Below are 16,578 nucleotides of genomic sequence, written 5' to 3'. Positions count from 1 at the left end.
TCAGCCGATCCTCTTGCGGGTGCTTCGGGCCGCAGCCAGGAAGAAGATGAAGCCGATGAACAGCATCACGGCGATGGCCTGGAGGAACATCAGCCAGATGTCGCCGGCCAGGAACACCGATTGCAGGCTCGGGATCAGGTAGCGCACGGGCAGGATCAGGGTGAGCCACTGGATCACCTCAGGCATCGAATTGATCTCGAACAGGAAGCCGGAGAGCAGGAAGGCGGGCAGGAAGGCCGAGATCAAGGCGAGCTGCGAGGCCAGGAACTGGTTCTTGGTGGCGGCCGAGATCAGGAGCCCCTGCCCCAGCGCCGGAATCAGGAAGCTCGCCGACAAGGCGTAGAGCGCCAGCAGCGAGCCCCGAAACGGTACGCCGAACAGGAGCACCGCCACCAGCACGCACAGGGTCATCGATGCCAGGCCGAGCAGGAAATAGGGTATGAGCTTGCCGGCCAGCAATTCGGCGGCGCCGACGGGCGTCGCCATCATCGCCTCCATGGTGCCGCGTTCCCATTCGCGGGCCACCACCAGCGAGGTCAGCAGCGTGCCGATCAGCGCCATGACGATGGCGATGGAGCCGGGAACCAGGAAGTTGCGGCTGGTCAGCTCCGGGTTGAACCAGAAGCGTTGCTCCACCTCGATCGCCGGCTGGCCGAGGCCGCGCTCGCCGCCCCGGATCGCCGCCCAGCTGGCGACGACGCCGCGGGCGTAGTTCTGCACGAAATTCGCATTGTTCGGGTCCGAACCATCGACGAGGACCTGGATCGCCGGCCCGGCGGCGGAGGCGAAATCGGCGGCGAAGGTCGCGGGAATGACGACGATGCCCTTGATCCGGCCGAGGATCAGCGCCTCCTCGAATTCGCGCCGGTCATGCCCCTGCTCGACTTCGAAATAGCCCGAGGCCTGGAAGCTCGCGGCGATGTCGCGGGTCAGCGGCGACGGGTCCTCGACCACCAGTCCCACCCGGGTGCGGCTGGCGTCGAGCGAGACGCCATAGCCGAAGATGAAAAGCAGGATCAGCGGCAGCACGAAAGCGATCAGGATGGAGCTGGGATCTCGGACGATCTGATAGCTTTCCTTGCGGACCAGGGCTGAAAAGCGCCGCAGTCGAGCGGAACGGTTCGCCCCCACGGACGCGGTTTCCCCGGCGACGGAGGATATCGCTTCGTGCTCGCTCATGCCGCCTTGGCCTCCGAACCCTGCACCAGTGCGATAAAGGCATCCTCCATGGTCGGATCGGGATGGGCGGCATCGGCCACCCGCGCCTTGAGCTCGTCAGGCGAGCCGAGCGCGATGGCGCGTCCGCGATAGATCAGTGAGATGCGGTCGCAATATTCGGCCTCGTCCATGAAATGGGTGGTGACCAGCACGGTCACGCCCTTCTCGACCAGCGCGTTGATATGGGTCCAGAATTCGCGCCGCGTGATCGGATCGACTCCCGAGGTCGGCTCGTCGAGGAACAGCGCTTCGGGTTCATGCATGACGGCGCAGGCAAGCGCCAGGCGCTGCTTGAGGCCGAGCGGCAGGTCCTTGGCGGACATGGTCCTTCGCGGACCGAAATCGAAGATCTCGGTCATCAGATCGATGCGCTCACGCTTGCGCGCACCGGTCAGGCCGTAAACGCCGGCAAAGAAGGCAAGGTTCTGCGCCACGCTGAGATCGCCATAGAGCGAAAATTTCTGGGCCATGTAGCCCAGCCGGTTGCGGGCCTCGGCCGAGTCGCGCCGGAGGTCGAAGCCGGCAACCCGGCCCTCGCCGCCGGTGGGCTTGAGCAAGCCGCACAGCATCTTGAAGGTGGTGGACTTGCCGGCGCCGTTCGGCCCCAAGAGCCCGAAGATCTGCCCGCGCGGGATCTCGAAGGAAATATCCTGCGCTGCGGCGAAGTCGCCGAAATGCTTGGTCAGCCCCCGCGCCTCGATCACCGGCCGCCCCTCCTCGACGGGCAGCGCCCGTGTCGCTTCGGCCAGAAGCGAGCGGCCGCCAGGGCCACCGCCGAGCAGATCGACGAAGGCGTCCTCGAAACGCGGCTGGATCGGTTGGGGCTTGGCGCGCGCCCCCGCGGCTCGCGCGGCCTCCTCGGCCAAGCCAATTTTATCCCCCGTCACCAGCCGGATGGCCTGGCCCTGAATGACGCCATCGACGATCCCCGGCACGGCGAGCGCGCGGGCCAGGGCCGGCCGGCGTCGTCCCTCGATGTCGCCGAGACGGAACACCCGTCCATCGACCTTGCCGGTGAGTTCGGAGGGCTTGCCGGCAAACAGCAGCTTGCCCCGGTTCAGCAACAATACGCGGTCGCAGGCCTGGGCCTCGTCGAGATAGGCGGTGGACCAGACCACGCCGATGCCCTCATGGGTCAGGTCCTCCACCATCTTCCACAGATCGCGCCGCGAGATCGGATCGACGCCGACGCCCGGTTCGTCGAGCAGCAGCAGGCGCGGCTTTTTCAGGAGTGCGCAGGCCAGGCCAAGCTTCTGCTTCATGCCGCCGGACAGCCGTCCCGCCAGCCGGGTGGTGAAGGCGGCCAGATCGGTGAAGGTGAGGAGTTCGTCGAAGATGGCGGCGCGCTCAGCCTTGGGCAGCCCGCGCAGATCGGCATAAAGATCGAGGTTTTCCTGCACCGACAGATCCTCGTAGAGGCCGAAACGCTGCGGCATGTAGCCGATCGCCGTCTGGATCGAGGCCGCGTCGCGGGCGGTGTCGAAGCCGAGCACCGTCAGGCTGCCTTCATCGGGCAGCATCAGGCCCGTCATCAGGCGGATAAGCGTGGTCTTGCCGGCACCGTCAGGGCCGACCAGCCCGGTGATCTCGCCCGGCCGGATCGAGGCCTCGATGCCGTCGAGAGCCTGGATGGCCTCGCCGAAGCGTTTGCTGACACTGCTGATCTGGACGACCGCATCGGTCATGATCGGTGCCTTTCAGAGCTTGCCGCCATTCGCCGCTGGCACATCGGACAGGCGTACCGTCACCGGCATGCCCTGCAGGAGTGCGCTGTCGGGCTCGTCGACCACAATGCGAAGCCGATAGACCAGGTCGGTGCGCAGTTCCGGCGTCTCCACCGTCTTCGGCGTGAATTCGGCGACCGGCGAGATGAAGCCGACGCGCCCCTTGTAACGCTTGGCCGGATCGGTATCCGAACGCACCTCCACCGCCGTGCCGGTATGCACGCGGCCGAGGTCCGTTTCGGCGATGAAGGCACGGATCCAGACAGGCCTGGTGAGCGACAGCACGAAGGCGATGTCGTTGGGAGCCAGGATCGCTCCCCTCTCGCGAACGCGCGAGAGAATGACGCCATCGGCGGGAGCGACCAGGATGGTGTCCGCGACGGTTGTCCGGGCCGAAGCGAGGTTGGCTTCGGCTGCCTCCAGACTGGCCTTGGCCGCAGCGATATCCTCCGAGCGCGTACCCTGCTCCAGCAGGGTCAGTGCTTCCCTGGCCGCGTTCACCCGGGCCCGTGCCGCGTCGCGAGCGGCGACCGCCTGGTCGAGCCCGCCCTGGGAGACGGTGCCGCTCGGCCGCAGCTGGAAGGAACGGGTATAGCTCTGTTCGGCATTGATGAGATCGGCCTGGCGTTCGGCCAGCACAGCCCTGGCCTGCGCGATTTCGGCGGCGCGGGGCCCGGCTTCCAGCTTGGCGAGCGTCGCGCGCTGGCTGGCCGCCTGCGCCTGCGCCACCTCGACGAGGTCCTGATAGGGCCGGCTGTCCAGCCGGGCGAGCGTATCGCCGGTCTTGACGCTGTCGCCCTCGTCCACCAGCGTCTCCGCAAGCCTGCCGCTGACGCGAAAGCCGAGCTGCACCTGCCGGATGTCGACATTGCCATAGAGAACCAGCTCCTTGTCGGCGCGCTCGACCCAGCCCAGGCGTTGGGGCAGGTCGAACCACCAGGCGGCAAGCCCACCGGCGGCGATTGCCAGCACGACAAGGGGAATGATGGCCTTCTTCATGAGCGGCCTCCTTCCGCGGCCAGCGCAGCGACGAGTTCGCCGGCATGACGCCGCACGGTTTCAACCTCGTCGGCACCGATCGCATCCCAGGCGAGATGCCGCTTCACGGCCGCATGCGCGACCCGGAAGACCATCAGCCCGCCAAGAAGGGACAGGGTGCGCAGCCTGACAGGGCGGGAAGCCCCATTCTCGCCGAGCACGATGCCCACCAACGCGGTTGCCGCCTCGAGCATGGGCTTCATCACCTGTGCGAAGATACGTTCGAAGGCTTCCGTGGGTTCCATCTGCTCGCGGATGAGAAAGCGGGCCAGCGGCTCGGATATCGGGCCGATGAACAGGGTCGCCATGGTCTGCGTCAGCTCGGTCAAGAAGGCCTGGGCCTCGTAGCGGTCGATCGCCTCTCCGCCGCCCGCGGCCTCGGCGAGTCGGGCCCGGATGCGTCCGCCCAGCCCGCCGACATGGGATGAAATAAGGCCGGCGATATGATCGGCCGTGGCGACGTAGAGCCCTTCCTTGCTGCCGAAATAATAGGTGATCGCCTGCAGGTTGACGCCAGCGGCATCCGCCAGCATGCGGGTCGAGGCGCCGTCGAAACCATACCGACCGAAAACGCCGATCGATGCATCGAGCAGCTTCTCGCGGGTTGCATCGCCGCGGCCGTTCGGGGCCGGAGAGGAGGATTGTTTCTTGACCATGACGCAACCCATAGACGAAATTCGCATTTCAGTCAATCGATTGAATTATAACTCGTGGTACGAACTGCAGCCTCGGGATGACACAATGAAACCGCCGGATATCGGTGCATCGATATCCGACGTGCGAAACGATTAACCTATCCCTCGATGCATCTGCGGCGGGTGGGCCGGAGACCTACCCGCCGCAATGCCGCCTGTGGGCATGACACCGCAGCAGTCTTGCCGATCAGAACCGCCAGCTGAACTTGCCCGACACGTTCTGGTCGAAGCTGCCCCGGCGGGCGAACTGGCCGCCATAGGCCACGCTCAGCGTCGCCGACTGGCTGAGGGCGAGGTCGAGCCCCGCCTTGGCAACCAATGCATCTTCGGCGATCGGAACACCTTCGACGCCGAACGGCGTTCCACCATCGAAAGCGAACCGACCGACGGGCGTGGTATCGCCGAAGGCGTGGCGCCAGCCGAGCGTGGCGCTGAGGCGTGCCGTCAGGCTGGCGAGCTCGAAGGCGGTGGAGGCCCGCAGCCCCAGCGTGCTGAAGGTCACGTTCGTAGTGGAGGACGAGGCCGCAAGCGCGGCATTGCCGCCACGCTCATGGAAGCCATCGCTGTTGAGGTCGAGGAAGGTGAGGTTGGCGAAAGGCTCGAAACCGAAGGCGCCGAAGCGCAGATTATAGCCGGCCTCGCCGAAGACCTGGGTCGTGCCGGCCCGGTAGTCGGCGCTGACGCCCTGCCCGCCCGCCACGCGGCTGGTGGAGATGTCGTGCCAGGTGTAGAAGGCGCCGGCCCGCAAGGCGAGCTGCCCCACCATCGTGCCGGCATAAAGGCCGAGATGGTAATTGTCGCTGTCACCGCTGCCCAGGCCCCGGGTGCTGAAGCTGGTGCGGCTATAGCCCGCGAGCGCACCGAGCCGGACATCCGTCTCACCGAGCGCCACGGGCGTATCAGCGCCGACCAGGAAACCGCCGCTGTTACGCGTCATGCCGGCGGCGTTGCCGGTGCTGCCCGAGCGCCCCCAAGAACCGAAACCCTGCCCCCAGACGGAAAGCCCGTCCGCCGCCGGAAGCGCTGCCGGTGAAGCCGAGGCCACGGGCGTATTCGAGGCGCCGAGTGAGGCGAACTGCATGGGCATGGCGGAAGCCGTCCCGGCCCCCGTCGCTGGCAGGCCTGCAGCCGCCGTCGTCTCGAAAGCCGACCGCAAGCGATCGGTCGCCATGGCGCTCAACTGGCTGTCGCCTTCGATCAAGGCGGTCCGTGCGGAAACATTGACCTCTCCCGACAGCGAGGCCAGGTGGCCGGCGAGATCGGCGCCGGCATTGGCCACCAGGAAATCGTCGAAGAGGGCATTCCCCCTTCCCAGCGACTCCAGTCCCGCCGCCGCGGCCCGCTGATTGGCCGTCTGCCCGACGCTCGCAAAGCTGCGGCCGTTGCGGCCGATGGTCATCGTCACTTCGGTGGGGTCATAGCCGAAGCTCGCCCCGAGGAAGGCATAATCGGGCAGCGCGCCTTCGAAGCGCCCGCTGACGCCGCCTTCGGCGGTCAGGATGGTGTATTCCTTGCCATAGAGCGCGAGCAGCTGCTCCTTGCTCAACAGACTATTGCCGCCCTGGGCGCCGATCAGCACGGTGCCGCCGTCCAGCGTCGCCTTGCCGGTCACCGCAATCTTGTCGGCCTTGTCGCCCGCGCCGACATCCACCTGGTAATAACTGCCCTGGCTGAAACGGGCATCGCCCTTCACCGTCAGCACGCCGGCACCGGTCGGCGTGACCAGGCTGCCCGATTTGGCCTCGAGACCGCCGATGGCACCGCTGCCGCCAAGTGCCGCACCCCGATCGACCGTCACGGTCGAGGTCAGCGAGCCATCGACGACCAGGGTTCCCTGCTTCACCAGCGTGGGTCCCGCATAGGTGCCCGTGCCGGTGAGGCGCAGCCCCCCTGCCCCGAGCTTGGTGAGCCCGCCTTCGCCGGTGATCGCCTGGCCGAGCGTCACGGCATTGCCCGCGCTGGCGACGTCGAGCGAACCGCCGACGCCTTCCAGCACCAGGGCGCGATCGAGGCCATGCATATCATTGCCGATGATGCGCAACGTGCCGTCGGCCAGACGCAGCCTGGCCTGCGAAGTGCCGAGCGCCGCATCCTCCTCGACGATCAGCACGCCCTTGTCCTTGACCAGCGTCTCGCCGATGAAGGAGTGATCGTCGATGCAATATTCCTGGATCGCCTGCTGGAAGCGCGGATCCTTGCTCGCGCAATCGAGAAGGGTCTTCTTCTCCTCCTCAGTCAGGCCGGCGAGAATGGGATTGCCGTTCGCGTCGGAGATCTGGCCGAGATAGATGTCCCGACGCATATTGTTGCGGGTGAGGAAGAACTCCTTGCCGTCCTTGGCGAAAGTATTGGCTTGCTCGCCCCAGACCAGGCGCGTCTTGTCCGAACTCTTGCCGCCCGCCGTTTCGGTGTAGCTCTCGAGCGCCGGACCGATCCATTTCAGGTTGTGCGCGACCGGTTCGTGATCCGATATCGGCGCCTTGGTGCCATCGGGCTTGGTGACATAGACATCCTTGATGACACCGGAATAGGGATCATTGGGATCGTCGGCGAGCACATACCATTTGCCGAAGGGACGCGAGGCCAGGAAGTGGTCGATCTTGGTGCGGTCCCAGCTCGCCCAGGTATTGGTGTCGTCCTCCCCCGCGGAGGGCCAGGTCGAGCTGCCGTCGTTGAGGTCGTGCGGCTTGAAATGCTCCCGCACGGCTTCCGTCTGCAGCAGCATATATTGCTTCTTGAGGACGTTCATCGTCACCGGCTGGTTGTCGGCGACCGGATAGGTTTCATCCTTGAAGGTGATGCCCTTGGCCTGGGCATCGAGCGCGATGATCTCTTCCCATTGCCGCCAGCTCATCTGGCCGATATTGGTGATGCCGGGATATTTGCTCCGGTTGGCGTCGAAATAGGCCTGGATGACGCTGCGATATTTTTCCTTGCCTTTGCCGCCGGAGCGCATGTCGTCGAAATAGGCCTGCGCCTTGGCGAGCTGGTCCGCGCCCAGATATTCATCCCTCAGCTTCTTGTAGAGCGCGTTGTCGCCGTAGGAACCGACGACATAGCCTGCATAGAAATAGGACTGCTGCGCAGCGCTCATCAGCCCGCGTTCGGCGACGTCGCCTGCATTGAAATCCCCCATGAGGATGACAGGGCGCGAAGACGTCTTCGCCCACTCGTTGAGAGCCTGAGCCTCCTTGACGCGTCCCTGCGGGCCGTCGGCATAATCGAGATGGACGGTACCGACCACCGTCTGCGGCCGCCCGCCCTGCTGGTCCGCTATGGTGTAGCTGATATTGCGCCCCTGCGTGGAAATGCCGGGCAAGACATAGGTGCCAAAGCTTCCCGGCAGCCGGGATATGATGCCGACGTCCCCGATCTGGACTTTCCCATAGGTGCCCAGTCCCGCCTTTTCGAGAAAACCCGGAATATCGGAAACATACTTGCTGCCATTGACCTCCTGCATGCCCAGGACGTCGAAATTCACCTTGGTCATGAAGTCGGCCACGACTTCCGGATTCTGCTTGAACTGATTCCAGATGTTCAAAGTCATGATCCGCAATGTGCCGTCATCCTGGGCCAGGCTCGGCGTGGACGCCAAGGTGCACAGCGCCACCCCGGATAACAAATGTGCACCGATGCCGAAAAGCCCGCGCCGCCATTCGCGGCGACCATCCCCAATAGCCATTGCAATACCCCCAATTAAATCGATCACGGGGGTGGCCATGACCAGGATCCGCTGAAAGCACCCAGCCCGACCGAAGTAACATTTTGCCACCCACACTCTTCGTGGTGGCACAGCCAAATGTCACCTTTATTACAATTTGTCGGACACACAGCGCGCCTGCATCTCACAGGCGGCTATGGCTTTCGGGCAGGCGGCCTGAAGATCGCGAGAAAACGGGAAATTATCAGTAATGGGGCGCCATTCATTAGCTTTTTGACCAGGTATTGCCTATTATCGGGCATAAACGCGAAGGCACAAAAATGTTGTTTTGATTACATTTTGGTTCTGATAACCGTCGGGTGACGGCGGTTCCCAGGCCCCATGACATCGCATCGGGCGAGTGGGTGGCCAGGGCATACCCGGCGACATTTTCCCTTGAAACATTTCCGCGGGGATGGACATTGGCCACCCGGGGCGAAACGAAGCAGGCCAGATGACGCAACTCGACGAATATGGGCTCGGCGACGGCACCAAGAAATCGAATCGGCAGGCCGAATTGCTGCGGCTGCTCGAACGCAGCCACTATCTGTCGATCGAGGAAATCGCCGAACGTTTCGCCGTCACGACACAGACCGCTCGTCGGGACATCATCGCGCTGGAAGCCACGGGCCGCGTGCGCCGCCTGCACGGCGGCGCCACGATCTCTACCCCGGTCGACGCCGTTACGCGCCGCCAGCGGCGCATCGAGAACGCTTCACACAAAGCCAGGGTGGCCGCTCTCGTCGCCCAGGTCATTCCAGACGGGGCGGCAATCTTCATGGATACCGGCACGACCTGCGAAGCGATCGCCCATGCCCTGCTGCAGCGGCGGGACCTCCGGATCGTCACCTACAGCCTGCGGGTCGCCACCATTTTCAGCGAGAATTCCAATTTCGCCCTGGCTATCCCCGGCGGCTTCGTACGGCCAGTGGATGGAGGCGTGTTCCGGGAGGACACCGCCGACTATATCCGCCGCTTCAAATTCGACTATGCCATCATCTCGGTGAGCGGAATCGACCAGGCGGGAGACATCTGCGACGACGATTATGCCGAGGTTTCGGCCGTCACCGCGGCCCTGGCGCAGACCGAACGCACCATCCTCGCCGTCGACAGCACGAAATTCGGCAAGCGGGCGCTGGTCAGGCTCGGATCGCTCGAGGATGTCGACATCCTGGTCTGCGACAATATTCCAGCCCCCTTCCTCGACAGGATACGCCAAAGCGGCATCGAGACCCATGTCGCCTCTGCCGTCGCGCAGGAGGTTCCCCTCGAGTTGTAACGGCTTGAATCAAACCAGCTTGGCATCGATGGCCAGCCACACGAGATGGGCATCGTTGCGGGCGCCGAGCTTGGTCTTGATCTGATAGTGGTAGTTGCGGACCGTCTTGAGGCTGAGATGCAGGGACGCGCTGATGGCCTCGGCCGACCAGCCTGATGCGACCAGGCGCAGGATCTCGGTTTCGCGCGGGCTGAGCTCGGCGAGCGGCGATGCGGCATGGGCCAGGCGTTCGGCCGCGATCTCGCGCGCTACGTCGTTGCTCATGGCTCTCTCGCCCTTGGCGACCAGGGCAACGGAGTTGACGAGTTCGGCTGCATCGCTGCCCTTGGTGACATAGCCGGCAGCCCCCGCTTCGAACGCCTTGAGGGCGAAGGCGGCGCCGCTATGCATGGTGAAGATGAGAACCCGGGCGGCATGGTCCCATTGGCGGATATGGCGCAAGGCTTCGATGCCGCTGAGGCCCGGCAGGGAAAGATCCATCACCACCACGTCGGGCTTGGCTTGCCGGTAGGCCTCATAGGCTGAAACGGCGTCGCTGGCTTCGGCCACTACGCGATAGCCGGGCACCTTTTCGAGCAGCCGCCGATAGCCTTCCCTGACGACGGGATGGTCATCCACCAGCAGGATACTGAGATCGCTCATGCCGGGACAGGCCGAGCCACGTCGCGCATCCGGTCGGCGCGATCGGCGAGCAGCGGAATGATCGCGGCGATCCGCACGCCGTGCCGCGCCTGGCCGATGGAAAGGCTTCCGCCCAGCGCCGCCACGCGCTCCCGCATGCCGAGGATGCCATGCCCGGCCTCCATGGTCAGCCGCAGCGGATTGCCGCCGCCGTCGTCCTCGACGCTGAGTTCGACAGCCCCCTCCTCCTGCAAACCCGTTCGCTTGACGAACAGGCGGATGTCGCGCGGCTTGCCGTGGCGCGCGGCATTGGTCAGGCACTCCTGCGCAATGCGATAGATGCTCAGGGCGATGGCATGCGGAAGGCCAGTGAGGTTGCCGGCGATATCGAGGTGGAACCTGGTGCGCGTGGTGTTGCCGACATTCCAGCCGGCCACGAGCTGGGCGAGGCTGGCCTCCAGGCCCAGTTCCTCGAGTTCCTGAGAACGCAACCGTTGCAGGGTGCCGCGCAAGGTCGCATTCATCCGGCGTGTCACTTCGGCGATGGAGCGAGCGTCCTTGGCAATCTCCGGCCGGTCCGCGGCCTCCAATTCGATGGCGCCGGCAAGGGCATTGACGGCCGCCAGACACTGGCCGAATTCGTCGTGGAGATCGCGCGCCAGCGTACGCCGTTCCTCTTCCTGCACCTGGAACAGGCGGTTGGTGAGGGCGACGCGCTGGGCGGTGGTTTCGGCCAGACGGCAGGTGAGATCGTTCACCGCGCCGGAGATACGGTCGAATTCCGCCGTGCGGTAACGAGGCAGGCGGTAGCCGTAATCCCCGCGTTCGAGGCGACGTAGGCCGGCAACGATCGTACGCGCCGGCAAAAGCGACTGGCCGATGAACAGCGCGGCGAGCACGCCGATGGCGATCGCCAGCAGGCTTGCCACGCTAAGCACGATGGTGATCCGGTCCCAGGCCAGCCGCACGGCCGCGCCATGATCCGACACGGCTTCGATGGTCCCAGCCTGACGCTCGCGATCGCTGAGAGGGCGCCTGACGACCGGGTTGGGCCCGAACAGCCAGTCATAGGAGGTTTCGAACCAGGCCGGCGCGGGACGGCCGATCGTCTCGAGCTGGCTGCACAGGCGCCGGGGTTCTTCCCGGCCGGGCGCTACGGTTATGCAGACGCCCGGCGAAATCACCTTCATCGTCACGATGGTGTTCCAATCGGGCAAGGGGAGGATGAGGTCGCGCGAAAGTCCGCCGCGCCAAAGCAGTTCGCGCCAATAGAGAGCTTGCAGCGCTGTGGAGACCCGCTCGGCCGAGGCGCGGGTCTCCGCTTCGGTGGCACGGCGCGTGTCGTGCAAGACCCAGCCGATGGCGCAGGCGAGGCAGAGAATGATGGCGGCGGCGAGCCGCAAAACGAGATGACCGAAGAGGTTCATGGCTCACTCGTGCTGGATCGACCCTCGAATAGTGGGCATGGCCCGTGGTGCTGGCAAGCACAAAGGCTTCGAGGCGCCCCGCCCAAGCCAATGTCGGGCAAAATGCCCAAGTGAAATCGGGACGCCTACCCAGGATGCCAGCTTTCGTCGTTGTTAGCCTGAAGCAAGACTCGTCGATCCATTGCAACCGTAAGCAAGCTCCGTGAGAGTCAGTCCCATGAGTCCAAACGTCCCATGAGCGAGCGTCAACCGCGCCTTTCCGGTGCCGATCCCCTGCTGCCCTGGCTCGTCTTTACCGGCGTCAGCATCTTCGCCTTCCTCGTGCTTTGGTATTTTGGCTTCATTGCCAAGATGATCGACGAGGACAAGACCTATATCTCCGTTGTCATCGTCCTCCTCTACATCGCGAGCAGTCTGCATTGCCTGTGGCGCATCCTCGCCATCGGGCGCGAGGGGGAGGCTGCCCGGCGCACGGCCCAGGCGATCATCCGAGACGGCAAGTCTGCCCTGGCGGCCATGGGTTCGACAGGCATGAGTTCGACAGGCTCGGCTCCGACAGGCTTGGGTTCGACACCCGACGGAAAGCTTGGGCATGGCCTGGTCGCCGGGCACATACGCGACCTCGTCACCAAGGCCCATCTACAGGGCGCGGCCCGCCTCGACCAGACCTTGCTGTTGCGCGTTCTGGCCGACCGGCTGCGGGGCTCCAATCGCTATGGTGCCTTTGCCAGCGATACGCTGATGAAACTCGGCCTGCTCGGCACCATCGTCGGTTTCATCATGATGCTGGCGCCGATCGCCGGGCTCGACACCGACAGCAAGGAAGCCGTGCGCAGTTCGATGTCGCTGATGAGCGGAGGCATGGCGGTTGCCATGTACACCACGCTGGTGGGTCTGATCGGCTCGATCCTGATCAAGGTTCAGTATCATTTCCTCGACGGCGCCACCTCGCGCATCTTCTCCTTCGCGGTCGATCTCACCGAAGTCCATGTGATTTCGGCGCTGGAAGCGCAAAGGGCGCCGGGATGATCGATGACTTCGATCTCCATGGGCGGGAAGAAGCCTTCGACCCGTTCAGCGTGGTGCTGTTCAAGGCCCTGCAGGTCATCGCCTTCCTGTTCTTCGTGGTGTTCATCATCATTTCCCCCAAGGCCAATGAGGGCAAGATCGACAGCAAGGCCGAGTTCATCATCACCATGGATTGGCCCGACAATCATCCCGACGACATGGACATCTTCGTCCAGGATCCCCTCGGCAACATCGCCTGGTACCGCCGGCGCGAGGCGGGCTTCCTGGTGCTCGACCGTGACGATCGCGGCGGCCTCAACGATTTCGTCATGGTCAACGGCCGCAAGCAGCAGACCAAGGTGCGCGAGGAACTCGTCAGCATTCGCGGCTTCGTGGCCGGCGAATACACGGTGAATGTCTATCACTTCACCGCTCTGACCAAGCAGCCGGTGCCGGTGACGGTAACGGTGCAAAAGCTCAATCCGGTCGCCAAGATCGTCGCCAGGGAGACGGTTGATACGGCAGAGGGCGGAACAGAACTGACCGCCATACGCTTCACCATGGATGCGCAGGGCGAGGTCACCGGCACGAGCCGGGAAGCCAGGTCGATCCTGCGCGGCATGCACAATGCCTGGAACAAGAACCGATGACGGCGGCAATAACGACAGGCGGCGGCAATGCTTGAGATGAACGCGCTCTGCCTGGTGCTCGCCTATGTCTTCCTCAGCCTCCTCATGCTCACCGTGCTGATCAGGCTGGCATTGCCGCGCCTGATCAAGATCGGCGCGATCGGCGCGGCGAGCCTGTTCTATGTCGTCGTGTTCTTCTCGACGCAAGGCCTGCTGGGCTGGTCGGCTCCCGTCGGAGTGCCCGCCCGCTTTCAGGTGCTGTGGACAAGGATCGTCGAGCCCAATGTCATCCAGGGCGAGGCCGGCGCCATCCATCTCTGGCTCGAGGAACTGGATGCGGCCAACCTGCCGACCGGCGAGCCGCGAGCCTATCGCCTGCCCTATACGGCGAACCTCGCCCGGCGGGTGTCCAAGGCTCAGAAGGAGATCGAAAAGGGCAATCTGCAGGGCGGACGCGCGGAATTTTTCGGAACGGGGGCATCCCAAAGCGTCCCGGCAGGCCCGCTGCAGACCGGCGCACCGCCCGGCGGCGATCCTTCCGGAGGCGGCCTGTTCGACCCGGCTTTTCTCGGCGGGCAATCGCGCAACGTCGATCTCGTGCCATTGCCCAAACCGGCTCTGCCGCCAAAGGATATGCCCTGACCCCGCATTGCCGTCCGTCACGGCCGCGGGCCCGATCTGCTCGGCGCCGATGCATCACCCGAAATCCACGCCGGGCAAATCCGCGCAAGACCTGTCCTTACGACAAGGGGCGTGAAACGGTGCCCCGTCTCACGCCCCTTGGATATTCCCTGGCCGTCCTTGCGGCGCAGGCCTATTCGGCGCCAGCCGGAGCGTCAGGCTCGCGCTGCGGTGGCCCCTTCGGCTTGGCCTTGGGCTTCTTGGCCGAGGCCTGGCTGTTGTCCGCCACCACCGGTTCGGGCTTGGGCTTGGCCGGGCCCGCGGGATATTCGAAGCCCAGTTCCTGCTTACCCTCTTCGTTGGTGACGACGGTCACCCGCACGGCACCGCCCGACTTCAACCGGCCGAACAGCACCTCGTCGGCCAGCGGCGTCTTGATGGCCTGCTGGATCAGGCGAGCCATCGGCCGGGCGCCCATGAACTCGTCATAGCCATTGGCCACCAGCCAGGTACGAGCGTCGTTGGAGAGCTCCACCGCGACATGACGATCGGCGAGCTGCACTTCGAGCTGCGCGATGAACTTGTCGACGACCTGGCTGACGATCTCCTGCGACAGGTGGTCGAAGGGAATGGTGGCATCCAGGCGGTTGCGGAACTCCGGCGTGAACAGACGGTTGATCGCCTCGGTGTCGTCACCTTCGCGCTTGTTCTTGGTGAAGCCGAACGCCGCCTTGGCCAGATCCGCCGCACCGGCATTGGTGGTCATGATCAGGATCACATTGCGGAAATCGACGCTCTTGCCGTTATGATCGGTGAGCTTGCCGTGATCCATCACCTGCAACAGGATGTTGAACAGGTCCGGATGGGCCTTCTCGATCTCGTCCAGCAGCAGCACGCAATGCGGGTTCTGGTCGATGCCGTCCGTCAGCAAGCCGCCCTGGTCGAAGCCGACATAGCCGGGAGGCGCGCCGATCAGGCGCGACACCGTGTGCCGCTCCATATATTCCGACATGTCGAAACGCAGCAGGTTGATGCCGAGCACCGAGGCGAGCTGGCGCGCGACCTCGGTCTTGCCAACGCCCGTCGGTCCCGAGAACAGATAATTGCCGATCGGCTTCTCCGGGTCGCGCAGGCCGGCACGCGCCAGCTTGATGGCGGCCGAGAGTTGCTTGATCGCCTTGTCCTGCCCGTAGACCACCCTCTTCAGGTTCGTCTCCAGATTCCGCAGCGTCTCGGTGTCATCCTTCGACACGGTCTTGGGCGGGATGCGCGCCATGGTGGCGATGGTCGCCTCGATCTCCTTGACGCCGATCGTCTTCTTGCGCCGGCTTTCGGTCACCAGCATCTGCGAAGCGCCGGTCTCATCGATGACGTCGATCGCCTTGTCCGGCAACTTGCGGTCATTGATGTACTTGGCCGACAGTTCTACCGCCGCCTTGATGGCGTCGTTGGTGTAGCGCAGCTTGTGATATTCCTCGTAATAGGGCTTGAGGCCCTTGAGGATCTCGATGGTGTCGGGAATGGACGGCTCCGCCACGTCGATCTTCTGGAACCGGCGCACCAAGGCGCGGTCCTTCTCGAAGTATTGGCGGTATTCCTTGTAGGTGGTCGAGCCGATGCAGCGCAGCAGGCCGGCGGCCAGGGCCGGCTTGAGCAGGTTAGAGGCATCCATGGCGCCGCCCGAGGTGGCGCCGGCGCCGATCACCGTATGGATCTCGTCGATGAACAGGATCGCGCCCGGATAGGCCTCGATCTCCTTCACCACCTGCTTCAGGCGCTCCTCGAAATCACCGCGATAGCGCGTGCCGGCGAGCAGCGTGCCCATGTCGAGCGCGAACACGGTGGCACCGCGCAGCACCTCCGGCACGTCACCCTCGATGATGCGGCGGGCGAGGCCTTCGGCGATCGCCGTCTTGCCGACGCCGGGATCGCCGACGAAGAGCGGATTGTTCTTCTGCCGGCGGCAGAGCACCTGGATCGTGCGCGTGATCTCGCTGTCACGCCCGATCAGCGGGTCGATCTTGCCATCCCTCGCCTTCTTGTTGAGGTTGACGCAGTAGGCGTCGATGGCGTCCTGCTTCTTCTTGGACGCATCCTCGCCATTGGCTGTCGTCTTCGGGCTGTCGCCATCAGCCTCGTCGACGCCGCGCGGAGCCTTGGCTTCCGACAGGCCGGGACGCTTGGCAATGCCGTGCGAGATATAATTCACGGCATCATAGCGCGTCATGTCCTGCTCCTGCAGGAAATAGGCGGCATGGCTCTCGCGTTCGGCGAAGATCGCCACCAGCACATTCGCGCCGGTGACTTCCTCGCGGCCCGAGGACTGCACGTGGATGACCGCCCGCTGGATGACACGCTGGAACCCGGCGGTCGGCTTGGCGTCGTCGCGGCCATCGGAGACCAGATTCTCCAGCTCGGTATCGATATATTCGACGAGGTTGCGGCGCAGGATGTCGAGGTCGACATTGCAGGCCCGCATCACCGCTGCCGCGTCCTGATCCTCGATCAGGGAGAGCAGCAGATGCTCGAGAGTCGCATATTCGTGATGGCGCTGATTGGCGGCGGCCAGAGCGCGATGGAGGGACTGTTCGAGGTGTCTTGAAAAGGATGGCACGATC

The 16,578-nt window shown here is 64.5% G+C and carries 12 protein-coding genes; 4 read left to right on the top strand and 8 right to left on the bottom strand.

What is annotated here, in order from left to right:
• The 5 genes from C5L14_RS14780 to C5L14_RS14760 form a co-directional block, all read right to left on the bottom strand.
• The gene (locus tag C5L14_RS14780) at positions 1–1,179 is read right to left on the bottom strand and encodes an ABC transporter permease (RefSeq protein WP_105862822.1); all 1,179 of its coding nucleotides are present in this window, start codon (positions 1,177–1,179) and stop codon (positions 1–3) included.
• Positions 1,176–2,903 (bottom strand): ATP-binding cassette domain-containing protein, encoded by a 1,728-nt coding sequence (locus tag C5L14_RS14775; protein WP_105862821.1) that lies wholly within the window; start codon positions 2,901–2,903, stop codon positions 1,176–1,178. The genes C5L14_RS14780 and C5L14_RS14775 overlap by 4 nt, the downstream gene beginning before the upstream one ends.
• 12 nt (positions 2,904–2,915) lie before the next feature.
• Positions 2,916–3,941: a secretion protein HlyD gene (hlyD, locus tag C5L14_RS14770; protein WP_105862820.1), complete on the bottom strand. Its 1,026-nt coding sequence runs from the start codon at positions 3,939–3,941 to the stop codon at positions 2,916–2,918.
• Complete coding sequence (locus C5L14_RS14765; protein WP_105862819.1) at positions 3,938–4,636, bottom strand: CerR family C-terminal domain-containing protein; 699 nt, start codon at positions 4,634–4,636, stop codon at positions 3,938–3,940. The genes hlyD and C5L14_RS14765 overlap by 4 nt, the downstream gene beginning before the upstream one ends.
• A gap of 226 nt (positions 4,637–4,862) precedes the next feature.
• A complete protein-coding gene (locus C5L14_RS14760; protein ID WP_105862818.1) occupies positions 4,863–8,357 on the bottom strand; it encodes an autotransporter domain-containing protein in 3,495 nt (1,164 codons plus the stop codon).
• A gap of 472 nt (positions 8,358–8,829) precedes the next feature.
• Between C5L14_RS14760 and C5L14_RS14755 the strand changes: the two genes are divergently transcribed.
• Positions 8,830–9,654: a DeoR/GlpR family DNA-binding transcription regulator gene (locus C5L14_RS14755; RefSeq protein ID WP_105862817.1), complete on the top strand. Its 825-nt coding sequence runs from the start codon at positions 8,830–8,832 to the stop codon at positions 9,652–9,654.
• 9 nt (positions 9,655–9,663) lie between these two features.
• On the opposite strand, the gene C5L14_RS14750 is transcribed toward C5L14_RS14755, so the two are convergent.
• Both C5L14_RS14750 and C5L14_RS14745 read right to left on the bottom strand, forming a co-directional pair.
• Complete coding sequence (locus C5L14_RS14750; protein WP_105862816.1) at positions 9,664–10,296, bottom strand: response regulator; 633 nt, start codon at positions 10,294–10,296, stop codon at positions 9,664–9,666.
• Complete coding sequence (locus tag C5L14_RS14745; RefSeq protein ID WP_105862815.1) at positions 10,293–11,702, bottom strand: histidine kinase; 1,410 nt, start codon at positions 11,700–11,702, stop codon at positions 10,293–10,295. Before C5L14_RS14745 ends, C5L14_RS14750 begins: the two co-directional genes overlap by 4 nt.
• A 234-nt stretch (positions 11,703–11,936) precedes the next feature.
• Here C5L14_RS14745 and C5L14_RS14740 point away from each other — a divergent pair, with 234 nt between their 5' ends.
• Genes C5L14_RS14740 through C5L14_RS14730 form a run of 3 tightly spaced genes read left to right on the top strand, consistent with a single transcriptional unit; the run spans position 11,937 to position 13,981 of the window.
• Entirely contained in the window at positions 11,937–12,731 is a 795-nt protein-coding gene (locus tag C5L14_RS14740; RefSeq protein WP_105862814.1) for a MotA/TolQ/ExbB proton channel family protein, read from the top strand.
• On the top strand, positions 12,728–13,360 hold the full coding sequence (locus C5L14_RS14735) for a hypothetical protein (protein WP_105862813.1): 633 nt from the start codon (positions 12,728–12,730) through the stop codon (positions 13,358–13,360). Before C5L14_RS14740 ends, C5L14_RS14735 begins: the two co-directional genes overlap by 4 nt.
• Positions 13,361–13,387: 27 nt before the next feature.
• Complete coding sequence (locus tag C5L14_RS14730; RefSeq protein ID WP_146126915.1) at positions 13,388–13,981, top strand: hypothetical protein; 594 nt, start codon at positions 13,388–13,390, stop codon at positions 13,979–13,981.
• Between the two features lie 172 nt (positions 13,982–14,153).
• Here the strand turns inward: C5L14_RS14730 and clpA are convergent, their stop codons facing one another.
• On the bottom strand, positions 14,154–16,574 hold the full coding sequence (gene clpA / locus C5L14_RS14725) for an ATP-dependent Clp protease ATP-binding subunit ClpA (protein WP_105862811.1): 2,421 nt from the start codon (positions 16,572–16,574) through the stop codon (positions 14,154–14,156).
• Positions 16,575–16,578 lie beyond the last annotated feature (4 nt).

It is taken from the genome of Labrys okinawensis, assembly GCF_002982075.1.
GTDB lineage: Bacteria > Pseudomonadota > Alphaproteobacteria > Rhizobiales > Labraceae > Labrys > Labrys okinawensis_A.
This window is presented reverse-complemented; position numbering and strand designations above follow the sequence as displayed.

What these genes read in the sequence shown, in the direction of transcription:
- C5L14_RS14735 (WP_105862813.1), top strand. Translation starts at nt 12,728, where the DNA reads ATGATCGATGACTTCGATCTCCATGGGCGGGAAGAAGCCTTCGACCCG.
- C5L14_RS14760 (WP_105862818.1), bottom strand. Translation starts at nt 8,357, where the DNA reads ATGGCTATTGGGGATGGTCGCCGCGAATGGCGGCGCGGGCTTTTCGGC.
- C5L14_RS14745 (WP_105862815.1), bottom strand. Translation starts at nt 11,702, where the DNA reads ATGAACCTCTTCGGTCATCTCGTTTTGCGGCTCGCCGCCGCCATCATT.
- C5L14_RS14755 (WP_105862817.1), top strand. Translation starts at nt 8,830, where the DNA reads ATGACGCAACTCGACGAATATGGGCTCGGCGACGGCACCAAGAAATCG.
- C5L14_RS14765 (WP_105862819.1), bottom strand. Translation starts at nt 4,636, where the DNA reads ATGGTCAAGAAACAATCCTCCTCTCCGGCCCCGAACGGCCGCGGCGAT.
- C5L14_RS14780 (WP_105862822.1), bottom strand. Translation starts at nt 1,179, where the DNA reads ATGAGCGAGCACGAAGCGATATCCTCCGTCGCCGGGGAAACCGCGTCC.
- C5L14_RS14775 (WP_105862821.1), bottom strand. Translation starts at nt 2,903, where the DNA reads ATGACCGATGCGGTCGTCCAGATCAGCAGTGTCAGCAAACGCTTCGGC.
- C5L14_RS14740 (WP_105862814.1), top strand. Translation starts at nt 11,937, where the DNA reads ATGAGCGAGCGTCAACCGCGCCTTTCCGGTGCCGATCCCCTGCTGCCC.
- C5L14_RS14750 (WP_105862816.1), bottom strand. Translation starts at nt 10,296, where the DNA reads ATGAGCGATCTCAGTATCCTGCTGGTGGATGACCATCCCGTCGTCAGG.
- C5L14_RS14730 (WP_146126915.1), top strand. Translation starts at nt 13,388, where the DNA reads ATGCTTGAGATGAACGCGCTCTGCCTGGTGCTCGCCTATGTCTTCCTC.
- hlyD (WP_105862820.1), bottom strand. Translation starts at nt 3,941, where the DNA reads ATGAAGAAGGCCATCATTCCCCTTGTCGTGCTGGCAATCGCCGCCGGT.